Annotated in this window: 22 protein-coding genes and 1 pseudogene; 6 read left to right on the top strand and 17 right to left on the bottom strand. The window is 72.4% G+C overall.

Features of this window, described 5'->3' with window-relative positions; translation table 11 throughout:
- Positions 1 to 99: 99 nt before the first annotated feature.
- The 10 genes from zwf to H958_RS0122015 all read right to left on the bottom strand — a co-directional run bounded on the left by zwf (position 100) and on the right by H958_RS0122015 (position 11,649).
- On the bottom strand, positions 100 to 1,629 hold the full coding sequence (gene zwf / locus H958_RS0122060; protein ID WP_028060234.1) for a glucose-6-phosphate dehydrogenase: 1,530 nt from the start codon (positions 1,627 to 1,629) through the stop codon (positions 100 to 102).
- Complete coding sequence (locus H958_RS0122055) at positions 1,626 to 2,516, bottom strand: ornithine carbamoyltransferase (protein ID WP_028060233.1); 891 nt, start codon at positions 2,514 to 2,516, stop codon at positions 1,626 to 1,628. The genes zwf and H958_RS0122055 overlap by 4 nt, the downstream gene beginning before the upstream one ends.
- Entirely contained in the window at positions 2,513 to 3,340 is an 828-nt protein-coding gene (locus H958_RS0122050) for an SDH family Clp fold serine proteinase (RefSeq protein WP_028060232.1), read from the bottom strand. Before H958_RS0122050 ends, H958_RS0122055 begins: the two co-directional genes overlap by 4 nt.
- Before the next feature lie 3 nt (positions 3,341 to 3,343).
- Positions 3,344 to 3,769, bottom strand: a complete 426-nt coding sequence (trxA, locus tag H958_RS0122045; RefSeq protein ID WP_028060231.1) for a thioredoxin — start codon at positions 3,767 to 3,769, stop codon at positions 3,344 to 3,346.
- Positions 3,766 to 6,387, bottom strand: coding sequence for an ATP-dependent chaperone ClpB (gene clpB / locus H958_RS0122040; RefSeq protein ID WP_028060230.1), 2,622 nt, complete (start codon positions 6,385 to 6,387; stop codon positions 3,766 to 3,768). The genes trxA and clpB overlap by 4 nt, the downstream gene beginning before the upstream one ends.
- Before the next feature lie 4 nt (positions 6,388 to 6,391).
- Complete coding sequence (locus H958_RS0122035; protein ID WP_028060229.1) at positions 6,392 to 6,652, bottom strand: chaperone modulator CbpM; 261 nt, start codon at positions 6,650 to 6,652, stop codon at positions 6,392 to 6,394.
- Positions 6,652 to 7,521, bottom strand: coding sequence for a DnaJ domain-containing protein (locus tag H958_RS0122030; RefSeq protein ID WP_028060228.1), 870 nt, complete (start codon positions 7,519 to 7,521; stop codon positions 6,652 to 6,654). Before H958_RS0122030 ends, H958_RS0122035 begins: the two co-directional genes overlap by 1 nt.
- Positions 7,521 to 7,970 carry a nucleotide exchange factor GrpE gene (locus H958_RS39505; protein WP_051324667.1) on the bottom strand — a complete coding sequence of 150 codons (450 nt, stop codon included), beginning with the start codon at positions 7,968 to 7,970 and terminating at the stop codon, positions 7,521 to 7,523. The genes H958_RS0122030 and H958_RS39505 overlap by 1 nt, the downstream gene beginning before the upstream one ends.
- Positions 7,963 to 9,846, bottom strand: coding sequence for a molecular chaperone DnaK (gene dnaK, locus H958_RS0122020; RefSeq protein WP_028060227.1), 1,884 nt, complete (start codon positions 9,844 to 9,846; stop codon positions 7,963 to 7,965). Before dnaK ends, H958_RS39505 begins: the two co-directional genes overlap by 8 nt.
- A 69-nt stretch (positions 9,847 to 9,915) precedes the next feature.
- On the bottom strand, positions 9,916 to 11,649 hold the full coding sequence (locus H958_RS0122015; protein ID WP_028060226.1) for an MFS transporter: 1,734 nt from the start codon (positions 11,647 to 11,649) through the stop codon (positions 9,916 to 9,918).
- 83 nt (positions 11,650 to 11,732) lie between these two features.
- Here H958_RS0122015 and H958_RS0122010 point away from each other — a divergent pair, with 83 nt between their 5' ends.
- The 4 genes from H958_RS0122010 to H958_RS0121990 all read left to right on the top strand — a co-directional run bounded on the left by H958_RS0122010 (position 11,733) and on the right by H958_RS0121990 (position 14,902).
- On the top strand, positions 11,733 to 13,421 hold the full coding sequence (locus tag H958_RS0122010; RefSeq protein WP_231379339.1) for an FAD-dependent oxidoreductase: 1,689 nt from the start codon (positions 11,733 to 11,735) through the stop codon (positions 13,419 to 13,421).
- Positions 13,422 to 13,757: 336 nt separating this feature from the next.
- Positions 13,758 to 14,411 carry a LysR substrate-binding domain-containing protein gene (locus H958_RS0122000; RefSeq protein ID WP_081686152.1) on the top strand — a complete coding sequence of 218 codons (654 nt, stop codon included), beginning with the start codon at positions 13,758 to 13,760 and terminating at the stop codon, positions 14,409 to 14,411.
- A gap of 36 nt (positions 14,412 to 14,447) precedes the next feature.
- Entirely contained in the window at positions 14,448 to 14,633 is a 186-nt protein-coding gene (locus H958_RS0121995) for a hypothetical protein (RefSeq protein WP_028060223.1), read from the top strand.
- Between the two features lie 2 nt (positions 14,634 to 14,635).
- Positions 14,636 to 14,902, top strand: a complete 267-nt coding sequence (locus H958_RS0121990; RefSeq protein WP_037411118.1) for a UBP-type zinc finger domain-containing protein — start codon at positions 14,636 to 14,638, stop codon at positions 14,900 to 14,902.
- Between the two features lie 136 nt (positions 14,903 to 15,038).
- On the opposite strand, the gene H958_RS47770 is transcribed toward H958_RS0121990, so the two are convergent.
- Entirely contained in the window at positions 15,039 to 15,224 is a 186-nt protein-coding gene (locus H958_RS47770; protein WP_196807490.1) for a hypothetical protein, read from the bottom strand.
- Between the two features lie 76 nt (positions 15,225 to 15,300).
- Here H958_RS47770 and H958_RS48905 point away from each other — a divergent pair, with 76 nt between their 5' ends.
- Positions 15,301 to 16,077, top strand: coding sequence for a DUF2267 domain-containing protein (locus H958_RS48905; RefSeq protein ID WP_051324666.1), 777 nt, complete (start codon positions 15,301 to 15,303; stop codon positions 16,075 to 16,077).
- The gene (locus H958_RS39495; protein ID WP_051324665.1) at positions 16,077 to 16,850 is read left to right on the top strand and encodes a hypothetical protein; all 774 of its coding nucleotides are present in this window, start codon (positions 16,077 to 16,079) and stop codon (positions 16,848 to 16,850) included. Before H958_RS48905 ends, H958_RS39495 begins: the two co-directional genes overlap by 1 nt.
- A gap of 285 nt (positions 16,851 to 17,135) precedes the next feature.
- On the opposite strand, the gene H958_RS0121970 is transcribed toward H958_RS39495, so the two are convergent.
- From H958_RS0121970 to H958_RS46565, 6 genes and pseudogenes are all read right to left on the bottom strand, one after another.
- Entirely contained in the window at positions 17,136 to 17,510 is a 375-nt protein-coding gene (locus tag H958_RS0121970) for an FAD-dependent oxidoreductase (protein ID WP_081686150.1), read from the bottom strand.
- 62 nt (positions 17,511 to 17,572) lie between these two features.
- Positions 17,573 to 17,815 (bottom strand): hypothetical protein, encoded by a 243-nt coding sequence (locus H958_RS0121965; protein ID WP_028060219.1) that lies wholly within the window; start codon positions 17,813 to 17,815, stop codon positions 17,573 to 17,575.
- Between the two features lie 49 nt (positions 17,816 to 17,864).
- Positions 17,865 to 18,008, bottom strand: coding sequence for a sigma factor-like helix-turn-helix DNA-binding protein (locus H958_RS45290; protein ID WP_081686149.1), 144 nt, complete (start codon positions 18,006 to 18,008; stop codon positions 17,865 to 17,867).
- An 85-nt stretch (positions 18,009 to 18,093) separates the two neighbouring features.
- Positions 18,094 to 18,333: pseudogene (locus H958_RS49155) on the bottom strand (sigma-70 domain-containing protein); the annotation flags it as partial.
- A 143-nt stretch (positions 18,334 to 18,476) separates the two neighbouring features.
- Positions 18,477 to 19,091 (bottom strand): hypothetical protein, encoded by a 615-nt coding sequence (locus H958_RS0121945; protein ID WP_156028142.1) that lies wholly within the window; start codon positions 19,089 to 19,091, stop codon positions 18,477 to 18,479.
- 11 nt (positions 19,092 to 19,102) lie between these two features.
- Entirely contained in the window at positions 19,103 to 19,288 is a 186-nt protein-coding gene (locus H958_RS46565; protein ID WP_156028140.1) for a hypothetical protein, read from the bottom strand.
- Positions 19,289 to 19,432 lie beyond the last annotated feature (144 nt).

Raw genomic sequence — 19,432 nt, 5'->3', positions numbered from 1 at the left:
GCGAAGGAGGCCGCGGAGTTCATCGCCGGTCGGCGACCTCCACCACGCCGGCATCACGCGCGCCGAGGAGCGCCTGGCCGCCAAGGTCGACGAAGCGCTTCAGATGCGTCTCCAGGCGTCGCCCGGGCGCAGGATCAGATCGGCCTCCGGCGGCCCCTGAGAGCCCGCCGAGTACTGCGGCAGCGGACCCGGCGTGCTTCCCCACGCCTGCACGATCGGGTCGCAGATACGCCACTGCGCCTCGACCTCGTCGTTGCGCGTGAACAGCGTCGCGTCCCCGCGCATGGCGTCGGCGATCAGGCGCTCGTAGGCCTCCGGCGACTCCGACAGGAACGACGAGCCGTACAGGAACTGCATCAGCACCGGACGGATCCGCATCCGCGTGCCGGGGATCTTGGCCGACAGCGAGATCGAGACGCCCTCGTCGGGCTGGATCGTGAGGATCACCTGATTCGGCTGCGCGCCGATCGAGCCCTGTTGGGTGAAGCCCGGGTGCGGTACCGGCTTCAGCCGGATCGCGATCTCGGTCACCTTGCGCGCCAGCCGCTTCCCGGTCCGCAGATAGAACGGGACGCCCGCCCAGCGCCAGCTCTCCACGTTCAGCCGCAGCGCCGCATAGGTCTCGGTGATGGAGTCCCGCGGCACGCCCGGCTCCTCGAGGTAGCCCGGGACCGGCTCGCCGCCGACCACGCCCGGCCCGTACTGCGCGCGCACCGCCATGCGGAACGCCCCGTCCTCGGTCGGCAGCGGGATCGCGCGCAGCACCTTGACCTTCTCGTCGCGCACCTCGTCGGCGCTGAAGTCGACCGGCGGCTCCATCGCCACGTGAGAGAGCAGCTGCAGCATGTGGTTCTGCACCAGGTCGCGCAGCGCGCCGGCGCGCTCGTAGTAGCCCGCGCGGCCGCCGATGCCGAGGTCCTCGGCCGCCGTGATCTGCACGGAGTCGACCGTGTTGCGGTTCCAGGCCGGCTCGAACAGCGAGTTGGCGAAGCGGAACGCGAGCAGGTTCTGGACGGTCTCCTTGCCGAGGTAGTGGTCGATCCGGAACACCTGGGACTCGCTGAACACGGCCAGCACGTGCCGGTTGAGCGCCTTCGCCTCGGCGAGGGTGGTGCCGAACGGCTTCTCGATCACGATCCGCACGGCGGCGTTCTCGCGCCGGTTGAGCCCGTGCGCGCCGAGCCGTTCGGCGATCACGCTGAAGAACTCGGGCGCCGTGGACAGGTAGAACGTGCGGTTGAGCGGCACCCCGGCCTGCGCGTCGCAGTCGCCGAGCGCGCTCGCGAGCGCGTCGTAGAGCGGGTCCTCGCCGAAGGAGCCAGGGACGAAGCGCGCGCCCTCGAGCAGCGCGCGGAGCACCGCCGCGTCAGGCGGCCGCCGCGAGTAGGTCAAGATCGCCTCGGCGGCCTGCGAGCGGAAGTCCTCGTCGGTGAGGTCGCCGCGCGCGACGCCGATCAGGAAGAAGCGCTCCGGCAGCGAGCCCTCGTGCGCGAGGTTGTACAGCGCGGGCATCAGCTTGCGCCGGGCGAGGTCGCCGGTGGCGCCGAAGATGCACAGCGCGGTCGGGTCCGCCGGCAGGCGCTCGAGCCCTTCCACCAGCGGGTTCTCGAGCGTCGCTAGGCCGGTCACCGGAGCACCGAGAAGATCGCCGCCTGGGTCGCCGGCAGCGCGTTCGCAGCCTGCTCGGCGACCAGCGAGCGCGGCCCCTCGAGCGCCGCCCGCGTCACCTCGGCGCCGCGCCATGCCGGCAGCGGGTGCATCAGCAGTGCCTCGCGCAGCAGCGCCGTGTCGACGCGGTAGCTCGCATCCAACCGCCCGGGCCACGCCGCCGTGTACACGACGCGCACGCCTTCGACCGCCTCGCGCGGATCGCTGACGATCCGGATGCGGCCCCCGTGCGCCTCGGCCAGCGCCTCGGTCGCCGCGGCGATCTCGCCGATCGGGCGGTGCTTGGGCGGGCACGCGATCCGCAACTCCATGCCCGCGCGCGCGGCCGCCTCCATCAGCGAGTGGACGACGGGCAGCTCGCCGGCGCCGACGTACGCGATCGGGAGCCCGGCGAGCGGCCCGAAGCGCGTGCGCAGCGTGAGCAGGTCGGCGAGCGCCTGCAGCGGGTTCTCTTCGTCGGAGACCGCGTTCACGACGGGGGCGGGGGACACGCGCGCGAGATCGCGCAGCGCGCGCTGCGTGAGCGTCGCGACGACGAGCCCCTCGGCGTAGGCGGACAGCACACGCGCGGTGTCGCCCGTCGGGTCGGTGCGCAGGCGCTCCACCTCGCGCCGCGTCAGCATCACGGGCAGCAGCCCGAGCCGACGCGCCGCGGTGGCGACGACGACGTGCTGACGCGTGGCCGGATCGTCGAGGAAGCACGCCAGCGAGCGCCCTTCGAGCGCGTCGCGCCGCGCCATCGGCTCCGCCTTCATCGCGCCCGCGAGCGCGAGCGCGTCGTCGAGCTCCACCGCGGTCAGGTCCCCGATCCGCAGCAGATCGCTCGAGGTCCGGGGCGGCGCGTTCATTGGCGCGCGCGCCGGTTCGGCATCCCCGGCTCAACGGGCACGTACTCCACCGGCGACGTGCGCCCGCGCGGCTGCGGATAGAGCGTCATCAGCTCGCGCTCGTCCTCCGGCACGCCGACCTTGACCGGGAGGCCCAGCAGCGCCAGGTCCCGCGCGAGCAGCGGGTGGTCGTGCGTCCACCTCCCGGTCGCCAGCAGCTGCGCGACGGCCGCCGCCCGATCGGGCGGCATGCGCTTCGCGAGCAGGCGCGTCACGAAGCTCTCGACCTGCACGAGCGCCTTGCGGCCGACGTCGGCGAGCAGCAGCGTCTTGTCCTCGTGGTCGCCGGGCATCTCGGACACCTCGACGAGCGACGCGGCCGGGAACTCGCCGAGCTGCGGGTCGACCGGGCCGAGCGCCGAATGCGCGTCGATCAGGATCTCGTCGGCGGCCATCGCGATCAGGGTGCCGCCGCTCATCGCGTAATGCGGCACGACCGCGGTCACGCGTCCGTCGTGGTCGGCGAGCGCGCTCGCGATCTGCTGGGCGGCCAGGACCATGCCGCCGGGCGTGTGCAGGATGATCTCGATCGACCGGCCCTGCGGCGTCTCCTGGATCGCGCGCAGGATGCCCTCGGCGTCGTCGATGTCGATGAAGCGGACGATCGGGAAGCCGAACAGCGACATCGACTCCTGCCGGTGGATCAGGCTGATCACAGTCGTCTGCCGCTTGCGCGAGATCGCCGCCATGGCGTAGCGGCGGCGGGTCATGAGCACCTGGCGCTGGAACGCCGGCTGCATCGAGGCAAGGATGAAGAACAGCCACAGGAGGCTGAGCGGATCCATCGCTTACGCCGCCGCCGCGAGGGTGCGGTCCAGCCAGTCGCGCAACTGCCGCTCGGGCACCGCGCCGACCATCCGGTCGACCTCTTGGCCGCCGCGGATCAGCACGAGCAGCGGGATGCTCATGGCCTGGTAGCGGGCGCCGATGTCCGGCGCCGTGTCGACGTTGAGCTTGACCACCTTCAGCTCGCCGGGACGGTTACGGGCGTGTGCCTCGACGGCGGGCGAGACCATCCGGCACGGCCCGCACCACGGCGCCCAGAAGTCCACGAGGACGGGCACCGACGCGGCGATCTCCGCGTCGAAGGTCTCCGGCGCCGCCTCGACGATCCAGGGCAGCAGGTTGTGGCAGTTGCCGCAGCGCGGGACGCCCTCGGGGCGCGGCCCGACCCGGTTCTTCTTGCCGCAGTGCGGACACGCGATGATCGTCATGCCGCCGCTCCGACCCGTTCCCGGACGCCCCAGCCGACGACGAGCCCGTCGTCGTCGGCGTCGATCGTGATCGTCGAGCCGTCGACGATCTCGCCGGACAGGAGCGCGCGCCCGACGCGCGTCTCGACCTCGCGCTGGATGAACCGCCGCAGCGGGCGCGCGCCATACACCGGGTCGTAGCCCTCGCGCGCGATGAAGTGCTGCGCCGCCTCGTTCAGCTCCAGCGCGATCCGGCGCTCGGCCAGGCGCTCACGCAGCGAGTCGATCTGCAGCTCGACGATCCGCTCGATCTCGTCCAGCGTGAGCGGCTTGAAGAGCACCGTCTCGTCGACGCGGTTGAGGAACTCGGGCCGGAAGTGCTCGCGCAGCTCGGCCATCACGCGGGCGCGCACGTCCCCGGGGAGCTCGCCGCTCTCCGTGATTCCTTCCAGCAGGTACACGGAGCCGATGTTCGAGGTCATGATGATCACGGTGTTGCGGAAGTCGACGCGGCGGCCCTGGCTGTCGGTCAGGCGGCCGTCGTCGAGCACCTGCAGCAGCGTGTTGAAGACGTCGGGATGCGCCTTCTCGATCTCGTCGAACAGCACGACCGCGTACGGCTTGCGGCGCACTGCCTCGGTCAGCTGGCCGCCCTCCTCGTAGCCGATGTAGCCGGGAGGCGCCCCGACAAGCCGGCTGACGGTGTGGCGCTCCTGGTACTCGGACATGTCCAGCCGGACGATGTTGTCCTCGGAGTCGAACAGCGCCTCGGCCAGCGCGCGCGAGAGCTCGGTCTTCCCGACGCCGGTCGGGCCGAGGAAGATGAACGAGCCGATCGGCCGCTTCGGGTCCTTGATCCCGGCGCGAGCGCGGATGATCGCGTCGGCGACGAGCTGGACCGCCTCGTCCTGGCCGATCACGCGCTCGTGCAGCACCTCGTCGAGCCGCAGCAGCTTCTCGCGCTCGCCCTCCATCAGGCGCGCAACCGGGATGCCCGTCCAGCGCGCGACGATCTCGGCGATCTCGTCGTCGGTGACCTCCTCGCGCAGCAGCCGGACGCCGCCTTGCTTGGACTCGAGGCGCTCCTCCTCGCCCTGCAGCCGGCGCTCGAGCTCCTGCAGGCGGCCGTAGCGCAGCTCGGCGGCGCGGTTGAGGTCGTAGCGGCGCTCCGCGTCCTCGATCTCGCGCCGCAGGCGCTCGAGCTCCTCGCGCAGCGCCTGCAGCTTGCGGATCGCGCTGCGCTCGGCCTCCCACTGGGCGCGCATCGCGTCGGCCTGGGCGCGCAGGTCGGCGAGCTCGGCGCGCAGCGCCTCCAGACGCTGCTTGGAGGCCTCGTCGGACTCCTTCTGGAGCGCCGCCTCCTCGATCTCCAGCCGCATCACGCGGCGCGTGATCTGGTCCAGCTCCTGCGGCATCGAGTCGATCTCGGTGCGCACCACCGCGCACGCCTCGTCGACGAGGTCGATCGCCTTGTCGGGCAGGAAGCGGTCGGTGATGTAGCGGTGCGAGAGCGTGGCGGCAGCGACAAGCGCGGCGTCCTGGATCCGCACGCCGTGGTGGACCTCGAGCCGCTCGCGCAGGCCGCGCAGGATCGAGATCGTGTCCTCGACCGTCGGCTCGTCGACCATCACCGGCTGGAAGCGGCGCTCCAGCGCGGCGTCCTTCTCGATGTGCTTGCCGTACTCGGACAGCGTCGTGGCGCCGATGCAGTGCAGCTCGCCGCGCGCGAGCATCGGCTTGAGCATGTTGCCGGCGTCCATGGCGCCCTCGGCGGCGCCGGCGCCGACGACGGTGTGCAGCTCGTCGATGAACAGCAGGATGCGGCCCTCGGCCGCTTTGATCTCGCCGAGCACGGCCTGCAGGCGCTCCTCGAACTCGCCGCGGTACTTGGCGCCCGCGACGAGCGAGGACATGTCGAGTGCGAACACGGTCTTGTCGCGCAGCCCCTCCGGCACGTCGCCGTTGACGATCCGCTGCGCCAGCCCCTCGACGATCGCCGTCTTGCCGACGCCCGGCTCGCCGATCAGGACCGGGTTGTTCTTGGTCTTGCGGCTGAGGATCTGGATCGTGCGGCGGATCTCCTCGTCGCGCCCGATCACGGGGTCGAGCTTGCCCTTGGACGCCTCCGCGACGAGGTCCCGCCCGTACTTCTCCAGCGCCTCGTACGCGCTCTCGGGCGTTGCCGAGGTGACGCGCTGCGCGCCGCGCACGGCGGTCAGCGCCTCGAGCACGCGGTCGCGGTCAACGCCGTGCTGATGCAGGATCCGCTTGGCCGGCGTATCGGCCTCCAACAGCGCGAGCAGCAGGTGCTCCACGGACACGTAATCGTCCTTGAGCCGCTCGGCCTCCTGCTCGGCGCGGTCGAGCAGCACCCCGAGCGCGCGCGTGACGGTGACGTTGCCCTGGCCCGAGCCGGACACGCGAGGCCGGCGCTCGAGCGCCTGCTCGACGTCGCGCCGGATGCCGTCGAGGTCGGCGCCCAGGCGGGCGAGAAGCCGGACGGCGATGCCGTCGCGCTGGTCGAGCAGCGCGAGCAGTACGTGCTCGACGTCGACCTCGGTATGCCCGAAGCGCATTGCCTTCGTCTGCGCGTCGTGAAGCGCCTCCTGGCTCTTCTGGGTCAGCCGGTTTGGATCCATGTCGTCACCTCTCGTAGCGGCGCAGCCGCGCCTCCAGTTCGTCGATCCGCGCCAGCAGCCGGCACGCCAGCACCGCGCCCGAGTAGCCGATCCCGAGGTCGCGCCGCAGCCGTGCGGCCTGCGCCAGCCGTGCGCCCGCGCCCGGCTCGGCGGGATCGACCAGCCCGAGGCGGATGAAGCGCGCGACCAGATCGGGGTGCATCCCGGCCTCGCGCGCGAGCCTGTCCAGCCTGCCGTTCATCCGCACCAGCGCCAGCGTCGGCATCAGGACCTCCGCGGATCGAACTTGGACGTGTCGGCGAGCTCCCGGAACAGCTCGCGCTCCTTCCTGGACAGCTTCTTGGGCACGACGATCCTCACGACCGCGTAGAGATCGCTGCCGCCGAGCCCGGCGCCGCGCAGACGCAGGCGCCGCCCGCACGACGAGCCCGCGGGGACCTTCACGCGCGCGCCGCCGTCGAGCGTCGGCACGCGCACCTCCGCGCCGAGCGCGGCCTCCCATGGAGCGACGTCGACGTCGGTCTCGAGGTCGTCGCCGCGGAAGCGGAAGCGGCGGTGCGGGCGCAGCTGAATGCGCAGCAGCAGGTTGGCGCCTGGGACCCTGATCGCCTCGCCGTCGCGCACGCCCGGCGGGATGTCGACCTCGAACTCGCGCCCGTCGCCGAGCGTCACGCGCCGCCGCCCGCCGCGCGCGGCCTCCTCGAGGTCGAGCTCGAGCACGGCGTCGCGGGTGGCGGCGCGGCGCGCCGAGCGGCGACCGCCGCGGCCGCCGAACAGGCCCTCGAACAGGTCGCTGAAGTCGCCGTCGCCGCCGAATTGGACCCGCACGTCCTCGAAGCCGTCGGGCGCGCCACGGCCCTGGCTGAAGTACTCCTCGAAGCCGGGCGCCCCCGAGACGTCCTGCCCGGAGCGCCAGTTGGAACCGAGGCGGTCGTAGCGCTCGCGCTTCTCGGGATCGCGCAGCACCTCGTAGGCCTCCGAGATCTCCTTGAAGCGGTCCTCGGCGCCCGGGTCCTTGTTGACGTCCGGGTGGTACTCGCGGGCGAGGCGGCGGTATGCCCGCCGGATGTCCTCGTTGCTCGCGTCGCGCGGGACGCCGAGCGCCTCGTAGTAGTCCTGGTAGCCGACGGCCATCAGCGCCTCCGCGAGACGATGACCTGTGCTGGGCGCAGCACGCGATCGCGGCGCTCGAACCCGGAGCGCGCGACGTCGACGATCGTGCGGTCAGGGACCTCGTCGGTCTCGCGCACGCCGACCGCCTCATGGCGCTCCGGATCGAACGGCTCGCCCGCCGCACCCAGGCGGGCGATCCCTTCGCGCTCGAGGATCGCGGCGATCTGCTCACGCAGCGGCGCGAAGGCGTCGCCGTCGGCGCGCGTCGCGCGATCGACGCTGTCGACCAGCTCCAGCCAGTCGCGGACGAGAGCATCCGTGCCCTCGTCCAGGCGCCGCTGTACGTCCCGCGCGACGCGTTTGCGGTAGTTGTCGAGATCGGCGAGGGCGCGCTTGTAGCGGTCCTCGAGCTCCGCGTTGCGGGCCTCGAGCTCCTCGACGGTCGGGGTCTGTTGGGCTTCGTCACTCACGGGTGAACTCGGCGTCGACGACATCGTCGTCTTCGGCGTCAGCCGCGGCCTCGGCGCCGTTGCCGCTCGGCGCCGCCTGCGCGGCGGCGGCCGGCAGCGCCTGCGCGAGCTGTTGCAGGTCCGAGCTCAGTGGCCGGACGCGGTCCAGTCCGGCCTCCTCGGAGATCGCCGAGCGAGCGTCCGCGATCACCTGCTCGGCGCGCGCCTTCTCGTGCACGGGCAGGCGGTCGGAGAGCTGGTTGACGAGCTGCTCGACCTGGTAGGCGAGTGAGTCCAGCTCGTTGCGCGCGTCGATCTCCTGGCGCCGGCGCCGGTCCTCGGACGCATGCTCCTCGGCCTCGCGCACCATTCGCTCGACCTCGCTCTGGTCGAGGTTGGTGCTCTCGGCGATCGTGACCTCCTGCTCGGCGCCGGTGTCCTTGTCGCGCGCCGAGACGTGCAGGATGCCGTTGGCGTCGACGTCGAAGGTGACCTCGATCTGCGGCACGCCGCGCGGCGCGGGGCGGATGCCCTCGAGCCTGAAGCGGGCGAGTTGGCGGTTGTCGCGGGCCAGCTCGCGCTCGCCCTGCAACACGACGACGTCGACGGCCGTCTGGTTGTCCTCGGCGGTCGAGAATGTCTCGGTCCGGCGGGCCGGGATCGTCGTGCCGCGCTCGATCACCTTCGTCATCACGCCGCCGAGCGTCTCCAGACCGACCGACAGCGGCAGCACGTCGAGCAGCACGACGTCCTCGACCTCGCCCTTGAGCACTCCGGCCTGCAGCGCGGCCCCGATCGCCACGACCTCGTCGGGGTTGACCGTCATGTTCGGGTCCTTGCCGCCGGTCAGGCGGCGCACGAGCTCCTGCACCTTCGGGATCCGTGTCGTGCCGCCGACGAGGATGACCTCGTCGATGTCATCGGCGGTCAGCTTCGCGTCCGACAGCGCCTCCTCGACGGGCCCGCGTGTGCGCTCGATCAGGTCGTTGACGAGTTGCTCGAACTGCGCGCGCGTGAGCTGCGTGTTGAGGTGTTTCGGCCCCGACGCGTCTGCTGTGATGAACGGCAGGTTGATCTGGGCCGTGGTCGCCGAAGAGAGGTCGACCTTCGCGCGCTCGGCGGCCTCATAGAGGCGCTGCAGCGCCTGCGGGTCGGTGCGCAGGTCGATGCCGGTGTCGTTCTTGAACTGGTCGGCGAGCCAGTCGACGATGCGCTTGTCGAAGTCGTCGCCGCCGAGGTGGCCGTCGCCGCTGGTCGACCGCACCTCGACCACGCCGTCGCCGACGTCGAGGATCGACACGTCGAACGTCCCGCCGCCGAAGTCGTACACGAGCACGGTCTCGGAGCCCTTCTTGTCAAGGCCGTAGGCGAGCGCGGCCGCGGTCGGCTCGTTGATGATCCGCAGCACCTCCAGGCCGGCGATCTTGCCGGCGTCCTTGGTCGCCTGCCGCTGCGCGTCGTTGAAGTACGCCGGGACGGTGATGACCGCCTCGGTGACGCGCTCCCCGAGGAACTTCGCCGCGTCGTCGGCCAGCTTGCGCAGCACGAGTGCCGAGATCTCCTCCGGCGCGTACTGCTTGCCGCGGACCTCGAAGCGGGCGGCATCGCTGGATCCCGCGACGACCTTGAAGGAGACGATCTTCGTCTCCTCGTCGACCTCATGGAACTTGCGACCGATGAAGCGCTTTGCCGAGTAGATCGTCGCCTCCGGGTTCAGGATCGCCTGGCGCCGGGCGACCTGTCCGACCAGCCGCTGCCCGTCATCGGTGAACGCCACGACCGACGGCGTCGTGCGGGAGCCCTCGGCGTTGGGGATCACCTCCGCGCGGCCTCCTTCCATCGTCGCGGCGACCACCGAATTCGTGGTTCCCAGATCGATCCCAACAGCTCTGGCCATGACGACGCCTCCTCTCGGGGTGGTAGTCGATGCGTTAGGCCGTCCGCGGCCGATCGCAAACCCGGCTGCTCAGCCGGTCGCGGGCGGGCCGTACCGGCGCCGCGAGAGGCGGCGCAGGCGGCCGCGCTCGACGGCGTCGCGCAGCGCCCCCCCAAACCGGCCTGGGCCCCACTCGCGAGCGTGGACGCGCCGGCTGAGGTCGGCGCGCGTGGCGGGGCCCGCGTCGCGCGCGGCATCGGCCAGCGCCTCGACCTCGCGCTCGCGCGTGCCCTCGTCCTCGCGCGTCGAGTGCGAGCACGAGCCAACCATTCCCGGCGAGTAGAACATCTCGCCGCGGCCCGGGCCCGGGCGCAGCCGCTTCGCCTTGGCCTTCGCCGCGGTCAAGGGCTCGGCGATCGCCTCCAGCGAGCGCCCCTCGGCGCGCACGCCGAAGAGCAGCTCGGCGACGCCGCCGAGCGCCATCGCGCCCGCGCCGATCAGGAATCCGGTCGCCACCTGGTCGATGCTGCCGCTGTGGATGAAGCGGCCGAACAGGAGCGGGCCGGTGATCCCGCCGACGGCCGTGCCGAGCGCGTAGAAGAACGCGATCGCGAGCGCGCGCGTCTCCATCGGGAAGATCTCGCTGACCGTCAGGTACGCCGAGCTCGCGCCGGCGGAGGCGATGAAGAACGCGGCCATCACGAGCGCCATGAACGTCCATGTGGTCAGCGTGACCGAGCGCAGAAGCAGCCCGAGCGCGACCACGATCGCCGCCGACGCGAGGTAGGTGCCGGCGATCATCGGGATCCGCCCGACGGTGTCGAACAGGCGCCCGAGAAGCAGCGGGCCGAGGAAGTTGCTCGCGGCGAACGCCACCATGAACCACGGCACCGAGCCCGAGGAGACGGCGAAGAACCCGTGCAGGATCGTGCCGAGGTCGAACGTCACCGCGTTGTAGAGGAACGCCTGGCCGACGAACAGCGCGACGCCGAGCACCGCGCGCCTCGGGTAGCGCCTGAACGCGACGGAGGCGATCTCGCGGAACGGGATCGCGTCGCGCGGGTGGACCGTGATCTCGAACGCGGGCGGCGGAAGCTCGTGGGCAAGCTCGGTGCGCACCTGCGCCTCGATCTCGTCGACGATCCGCTCCGCCTCCTCAGGGCGGCCGTGGATGTACAGCCAGCGCGGGCTCTCGGGAACGTTGCGGCGCACGAGCAGGATCGCGAACGCGAGCACCGCGCCGATGCCGAACGCGAGCCGCCAGCCGACGTCGGAGGCGAAGATCCCCTCGTCGAGGAACAGCAGCGCGCCGATCGCGCCGACCCCGGCGCCGACCCAGAAGCTGCCGTTGATCGCGATGTCGACCGCGCCGCGGTTGCGTGCGGGGATCAGCTCGTCGATGGCGGTGTTGATCGCCGAGTACTCGCCGCCGATGGCGAACCCGGTCAGCGCGCGGAAGAGGAAGAAGTACCACGGGGCGAACGCGAACGCGGTCGCCACCGACGCGAGGATGTAGAGGCCCAGCGTGACCATGAAGAGCTTCTTGCGCCCGTAGCGGTCGGTCAGCTGCCCGAAGAAGAGCGCGCCCAGGCACGCGCCGGCGACGTAAAGGGCGCCGGCCAGACCGACGTCGGCGGAGCTGAGGTCGATCCCGCTGCCGGCCTCGGTCATGCGCGGCGCGATCGCGCCGACGATCGTGACCTGCAGGCCGTCGAGGATCCAGACGGTGCCGAGCCCGATCACGATCCGCCAGTGGAAGCGCGACCACGGTAGACGGTCGAGGCGGGCGGGTACGTCGGTCTCGATGACGTCGGCGCGAGTCATCTGTGGTTCGCATCTAGGGCGCTTGCGGCGCGATTCAAGCAGCACGGTTGGAGGCTCGGCCGCCGCGGCCTAGTACAGCGCGCGTGAACACCCCTCAGATGCAGACCGACGCGCTCGTCGAGACGCCCGACTCCAGCGGCGCCTATCCCCGGCTCAGCGAGCAGCAGATCTCGGCGATCGAGATCGCCGGGCGCCGCCGGGCGGTGCGCTCCGGCGAGGTCCTCGTCCGCACCGGCGACGTCGGCTACGACTTCTTCGTCGTCCTCTCGGGCAAGGTCGCGATCCTCGACGAGGGCCCGCCGCTCCCCGAGCTGGTCGCCGTGCACGGCCCGCGCCGGTTCCTCGGCGAGCTGAGCCTGTTGACGGAGCAGGCGTCGCCGTTCACGGCGATCGTGCGCCAGCCGGGCGAGGTGTTGCAGGTCCCGTCCGAGCGGCTGCGCGACCTCGCCACCCAGGACACCGTGCTCGGCGACCTGATCCTGCGCGCGTTCGTGCTGCGCCGCACGCTGCTGCTCGGGATCGGCGCGGGCTTTCGCATCATCGGCTCGCGGTACTCGCCCGACACCCGTCGCCTGCGCGAGTTCGCGGCACGCAACCGCCTCCCGCACGGCTGGATCGACCTCGAAGACGACACGTCGGCGGAGCTGCTCCTGCGACGCCTGGGGATCGCGCCGGAGGAGACGCCGGTCGTGATCGTCCGCGGCGACGCGGTGCTGCGCAATCCCAGCGCCGAAGAGCTCGCGCGCGTACTCGGCCTGCGCGACACCGGCGGCGGCGAGACCGTCCGCGACCTCGTCGTCGTCGGCGCCGGCCCGGCCGGCCTAGCCGCCGCCGTGTACGGCGCGTCGGAGGGGTTGGACATCGTCGTCGTCGACGGCGTGGCGACCGGCGGGCAGGCCGGCACGTCGTCGCGGATCGAGAACTATGTCGGCTTCCCGTCCGGCGTCTCAGGCGGCGAGCTCGCCGATCGCGCGACGATCCAGGCGCGCAAGTTCGGCGCCCGCATCACCGTTCCCGCCGAGGCGGTCGCGCTCGAGGGACGCGACGGCACCTACGCGGTCAGGCTCGGCGACGGTGAGACGGTCGTCGGTCGCACCGTCGTGATCGCCACCGGCGCCCACTACCGCCGGCTTTCCGTCCCGCGACTCGAGGATTTCGAGCCGACCTGCGTCTACTACGCGGCGACGCAGATCGAGGCGCGCCTGTGCCTCGGCGACCCCGTCGTGGTCGTCGGCGGCGGCAACTCGGCCGGGCAGGCGACGGTGTTCCTCTCCCGCTACGCCGCGCGGGTCGCGCTCGTCGTGCGCGAGCCGGAGCTCGATGTGAACATGAGCCGCTATCTCGCCGACCGGATCGGCCGGCTCGAGAACGTCGAGGTCCTCCTCCACCACCAGCTGCGCGAGCTGCGCGGCGACGGTTGCCTGGATGCCGTGGTGGCAGAGGACGACCTGACCAGCGAGCGCCGGACGGTGCCGGCCAAGGCGCTGTTCGTCTTCATCGGCGCGAGCCCGCGCACCAAGTGGCTCGACGGCCAGGTCGCGCTCGACGACGGCGGCTACATCCTCACCGGTCCGGACACCGGTCGGCCCGGCGCGCTGTACCTGGAGACGAGCCTCCCGGGCGTGCTGGCCGCCGGCGACGTGCGCCACGGCTCGATCATGCGCATCGCGTCGGCGGTCGGCGAGGGCGCGATGGCGGTCAAGCTCGTGCGCGCGTACGTCGGCCGGTCCCACGGCGAGCTCCAGCGTGTGGCGATGGCCGCCCCCCGGTGAGGAGCGGACGGCGTCCGGGTTCAGGCGCTGCGGCACGCGCAGCGTGCGCTCGAAGCGGCCGAAGCCGCGCTCGATCCGGCGGATCGCGGCCTCGCCGCGGTCCTCGTACGGGAACGGCCAGCCCGGCAAGCCGTAGCTGACGAACGCGATCGTCGGCAGCGCCCAGCTCGATCGCGGTGCGTGCTCGAGCACGCCGGCCGCTCAAGGCGCGCGGGGACGCCACAACTCGCCGGCGACTTGTCCGCACGCTGCGCCGTCGCTGTTACGCTCGCGAATGTGGCCTAGCACAATGGGCGCTTGGTCGTGCGACTCCCACCCGTTCCAGGCTCGGCGGCGATGACAGATCAGCACGAGGCGTCACGAGTGAGGATCCGCTATGACGCGTGCTTGCCGCAGGCACGCTGGGGACCGCTGTTTCATGTCTTCCGGCTCGAGCAGCCCGATGTCCTGCTGGACTGGCGGCCCGACGGCTTCCCGACGCGCGACGTTCCGCTCCTCGACGGCGCCGACGTCGGTCTGTTTCTAGAGCCGCCGCTGGAGCCCGGCCTCGGGGCGCTCACGCTCGACGTCAGCCCGATGGTCGTGATCGTCGGCGCGGGCCACCGTCTCGCCGGCCAGGGCGAGCTGTGCGTCGCCGACGTGCTCGGCGAGCCGTTCCCGGGCGGCCCGCGGCTGCATCCCGGGTGGAACGCGTTCTGGACGCTCGACGAGCACCGAGGCGGGCCGCCTGTTTCCACCGACGACGACGTCAGGACCGTCGCGCACGGGCTCGAGGTCATCGCCCAAGGCCGCGCGATCGGCACCATCGCGGCATCTGTCGTCCACGGCCTGGACCACCCCGGCGTGGTCGCGCTACCGCTGCGCGACGGGCCGATGGTCACGACTCGCCTCGTGTGGCGCGCCGCCGACGACAACCCGCTTGTCCGCGCGCTCGTGGAACTGGCCGGCGCATGGACACGCACAGATCGGCCGCTCAGCGACGAGCGGTAGTTGCGCGCGGCCACGCGCGGCCTAGCCCCGCCGAGGATGCCCCGCACCGGTTCGGTCGTGGTCGCGTATGACGCAACGCCCGCGTCCGAGCGCGCGCTGCGGGAGGCCGCCGCATTCCTCGCGGGTCGCCCCGCGCCCGTGCTGGGAAGCGTCTCGCGCGGCGTCATCCGCGCCGGGCCGTGCGCCGTCGTCGTCGTCCGCGAGAACGTGAGAAAGGACTGACCGTGCGCCCTGTCGTCGTCTGCACCCACCTCGACCAGATCCGCCCCGTCGTCCCCCGCACGCCGCAGGGCTGCGAGGACTGCCTCGCGCTCGGCATGCCCTGGGTCCACCTGCGCCTGTGCCTGACGTGCGGGCACGTCGGCTGCTGCGACGCGTCCCCGGGACGGCACGCGCGGCGCCACGCCCACGCGGCAGGGCATCCGATCGTGCAGTCGTTCGAGGCCGGAGAGGACTGGCGCTGGTGCTTCATCGACGAGACCTACGTGTGACGCGTCCGGGCCGGAAGGGCACCTTGCGCCGCCACTGCGCGCGCCTATTGACGGTGCCATGCGTGTGGCCGAGCTGTACGAGATCGGCGGCGCTGCCCGTGCCGTCGCAGTTCGCGGACCCGCCGCCGCTCGGAGGCTACGAGACGGCCGAGGTGCTATCGCGGGGCTCATTGCGGGCCGGTGGCATCCGGTCGTCCACGCCGAGGTGCCAGCGCCCGTATTCGTCCCAGCCGTGCTCGGCGATGAACTCGTTCTCCTCGTCGGCGAGGCGCTCGCGCGCCGCCGGGCCGAGATCGGGTGGCTGGGTCGTCGTGCGGCGCATGGCCCGGACGAGTAGGCCGTCCTCGGGCATCGCCAAGCGGTTGTCGCGGGCGGCTCGCGGCCTAACGAACTGGCCGATGAGCGAGCAATACGAGCGGTTCGTCACCGCGGTCCAGCAGAAGGCGTCGATCAACCGCGAGGCCGCCGAGCGGGCCGCGCAGGCGACGCTGCAGACGCTGGCCGAGCGGCTCTCTCAGGGGCAGGCGCGCGACCTGGCCGCGCAGCTTCCGGAGCCGCTCGCCGGCTGGCTGTTCACCGACACCGACGCCGCTCCCTTCGGCCTCGAGGAGTTCCTGCGCAGGGTCGCCGAGCGCCTGGGCGTGGACGTCGAGAGCGCCCAGCGCTACGCGCACGCCGTGTTCACCGCGCTGGGCAGGACGGTGGACCCGAGCGAGATCGCCGACATGACCGCCGAGCTGCGACAGGAGTTCGCGCCGCTCGTGGCGGAGGCGGAGAACCGGTTCTGCAGCCCCGTGACACTCGAGGCGCTGCTGGACGGCGTCGCGGACCGCGCGGGCCTGTTCCCGGACGGCGCGCGCAAAGCGACCGAGGCGGTGCTCGAGACGCTCGCGGAGCGGATCGCCGCCGGCGAGGTCGACGATCTGACCGCCCTGCTCCCGCTCGAGCTGCACGCTTCGCTGGAGCGCGGCAAGCAGCGCGGGAACGGGAAGGCGGTGCGGATGTCGCTGGACGACTTCGTGCGCCGCGTGGCCGAGCGCGAGGGCATCTCGCTCGAGGCCGCGCGCGAGCACGTCGCGGCCGTGCTCGGGACGCTGCGCGAGCTGCTTCCCGACGCAGAATGGCGCGACGTGACGGCGCAGCTTCCGCACGACTACAAGGCGCTCGCGACCTGATGCATCGGCTGGTGCAGCTGATCGCCGACTACGAACCAGGCGAGCTCGCGTTCGCCGAGCAGCTGCAGCGCCTGGAGCTCGGCGTCCCCGACTGCGTCGTCAACGCCACGTTCGTCGCTCCCGGCGACACGCTGGCCGCGGGGCTGTGCGTCGCGCAGCTCGCGCTCGCGCACGGGCCGCCGGGATGGATGGTGGTCCATGACGTCGGCGCGGGCGAGCGCCTGTGCGTCGGCCGCACCCGCGCCGGTGCGATCGTCGTCGGGCCCGACGCCGGCTGGTCCTGGTCGTTCGTGGTCGACGAGGTGCGCGAGCTCTTCTACCTCGACGTGGGCTCGCGCGGCGCGCGGCGCCCCGTGCGCGATCTCGTCTCGCTCGCGGTGCGCCATGCCGTCACGCGCCATCCGCACGCCGTGACCGAGCTCGTGCCGCGCGACAGCGTGCCGCGCGTGCCGGCGTGCGCGATCGCGTGGATCGACCGCGCCGGCAACCTAACGACCACGCTCTCCCGCGCACCCGCCGAGGCCGGCGAGCGGGTGCGCGTCGACATCGGCGACGCCGGCGGCGTCGCGCTCGTCGCGGCCGATCGCGACGCGGTCCCCGAGGGCGAGCTCGCGCTCGCGCCCTGCTCGATCGGCTGGCCGACACGCGACGGGAGCCGGCGGCGGTTGCTCGAGCTGGGCGTCCAGGGCGGCAGCGCGGCGGAGCTCTTCGACCACCCGGCGACCGGCGCGCCCATCGCCCTCGCCCCTCTGCAACCGCGGGCGGCGGCATGAAGGCCGGACTGCTCGTCGCGGCGGTGCTGCTTGCGGGGTGCGGCGGCGAGCACAAGCCGCCGCCGGCGGCGGCGGTGACGACCGCCCCGCCGCGCGAGGCGCCGGCGCCGGCGCGTGACCAGACGATGGCGCTCGGGAAGCGCTTCGAGGAGGCGGTCGCGCGCGTCTCGCCGTCGGTCGGGCAGATCGAGTCGGGGAGCGGCCTCGGCTCGGGCATCGTCTATGACGACCGGGGCGACATCGTGACCAACCACCACGTCGTCGGCTCGAGCAAGGAGTTCACCGTCACGCTGGCCGGCGGGCGGCAGCTGAAGGCGTCGCTGATCGGCAGCTTCCCACCCGAGGACCCCAGCGGCATTCGTGCACCTGCGCCATGTCGCCGATCGCGAGGATCTCCGGGTGCCCGCCGACGCTCAGGTCGGGTCCGACCGCGATCCGCCGGCCCCGCGCGGCCGGGGCGCCGGCGGCCTTCGCCAGCGTCTCCGCGAGCTCGCTGCCGCCGACCTGATACGCCAGCCGCTGGAAGAAGTGGAAGCTACGCCGGTCGACCAGTGTGACGTCGACGGGCGCGGACCGAAGGCCGCGCACGGCCTCGAGGCCGCCGAAGCCGCCCCCCACGACGAACACGCGGTGGGGGGAGGAGCCGTAAGTCGTGCTCACCGCACGTCAGATAGGACGCCCGCCGCGCAAATCCAGCCCGCTTGGCGGCGACCTTCACGGGCCTACTGCCGGCGCGCGCGCAGCCGGTGGGCGAGCCGTAGCGGCAGCAACCCGAACGGCGGCGCGCGGCGGCCCAGGTCGGCACGCCGATCGCGATCGAGGGCGCGCGCGTAGCGGCGTGCGTCCTCCACGCTCGCGTAGTCCCTGGTGCCCAGCACACCGCAGCCGCGCTCGCAGTACCAGCGCAGCTGCGCTCCGTCGGCGACGAAGCGCACCCGGTGGCCGAGCGCCCGGCAACGCAGCATCGGCCAGTGGTGATAGGCCGTCGTCACCCGCGGCGCGCCAGTGCGGAGCTCAAGCGTCGACCCCCTCGCGCAGCTTGTCCAGCGCCCGCCCCTCGATCTGCCGCACGCGCTTGGCGCTGACGCCCAGCACGAGCGCGAGCTCGCGCAGCGTGCGCTCGGATCCGTCGAGCCCGGAGCGCGCGCGCATGATCATCCGTTCCGCGCTCGTCGAGCTGCTCGAGCAGGGACTCCAGCTCGCCGGCCTGGGCGCGCGTCGGCACGCGTAAGACGAGGTCGCCGAACGTGCTGCCCGACTCCTCGCTGCCGATCGGCTCGTGGAGCGCGCGCGGCGTGCGCGACGCCGCGATCAGGTGCTCGACCTGCCGGCGCGTGAGTCCCGTGTCCCAGGCGATCTCGTGCAGCGTCGGCACCTTGCCCTGAGCCTGCTCGCGCTCGGCGTTGCGCACGCGGGCGAGCTGCCTGACGGCGCGGTCCGACAGGATCACCGGGCGCGTGAACTCGGCGACGAGCTGCTGCATCGGCTGGCGGACCCACCACGCCGCATAGGCCCAGAACGGGGTCCCGGGCAGGGGAAGAAGACGATCTCGTCGCGAGCCGGGGCGCTCTTCTGGGGAACAGGGACCACGGCACCGGACAGCACCGCCACGAGGGGGATGGCCTGCTAGCCGCCGCGTCCACTGTGCCACGCCTCAACGCTCGGGAGCAGCGCCAGCGCGAGCGCGGTACCGCCTCCGAGGGCGGCACCTAACAGCAGCCCGCGCAGGCCCGAGCCGGGCGCGCGCTCGGAGCTTGTCGCGCGCAGGCTCGTCGCGAGTGTGCTCCAGGCGCGCGGAAGGTACCAGAGGAAGTGCACGCCGAAGCAGCCACTCCACACGATGAAGGCGACCTTGTGCAGCTCCAGCACGATGCCCGAGCGGTGGCCGATGATCACCAACAGCACGCCGGACGCGAAGATGAGCAGCGTCGTCGCCACGAGGACGGGCGCGAGCACGCGCAGCGCCAGTACTGGCGGGCCTTCGGCGCGGTAGCGCGGCGCGCGCGTGTAGTAGCGGGCGAAGCGATAGCCCGTGCTCGCGAGCTTGAGCGCGACGGGTCCGATCAGCACCAGCCCGATGAACATGTGCTCGGTACGGAGATTGCCCAGCCATAGGATCGTCACGCCCTCGGCCGCGAGCAGGGCGGCGAGCACGAGGGCGGTCGTGCTCGTCAGCAGCCGGTTGCCGGCGGTCCCGCCGAGGCGGTCGCGCCGCTCGGCGGTCGCGCTCGCACTCGCCACCGCCGGCCGGCTCACTCCGCCTCCCGGCCGCTGCGCAGGCGCAGCGCGAGGCCGTGCACGCACGATCCACACTGCCCGGCGCTTTCGCCGGCCATCCAGCGGACCACGCGGGCGGGCCGCGAAACCGCGGCGTCACGCGCCCGCAGCCGCCGCGAGTCCACGACGTCTCGCACCTGCCGGCCACGAGCGATCGTCATGGCGTCAAGCTTCGCCGAGCGGCATAAGCCTTGCGTAGGAACCGCTGCTGCACAGGTTGCAGCGCACCGATGTTCCTGCAACCTGGCAGAGGTCGAGCAGCGAGCTCGGGGTGATCGTCGGTGCAGCACCCCGAGCGGTTCGCG

It is taken from the genome of Candidatus Solirubrobacter pratensis (assembly GCF_000425945.1).
GTDB classification, from domain to species: domain Bacteria; phylum Actinomycetota; class Thermoleophilia; order Solirubrobacterales; family Solirubrobacteraceae; genus Solirubrobacter; species Solirubrobacter pratensis.
The sequence above is the reverse complement of the archived record's forward strand: the minus strand, read 5'-3'. Positions and strand labels throughout refer to the sequence as shown.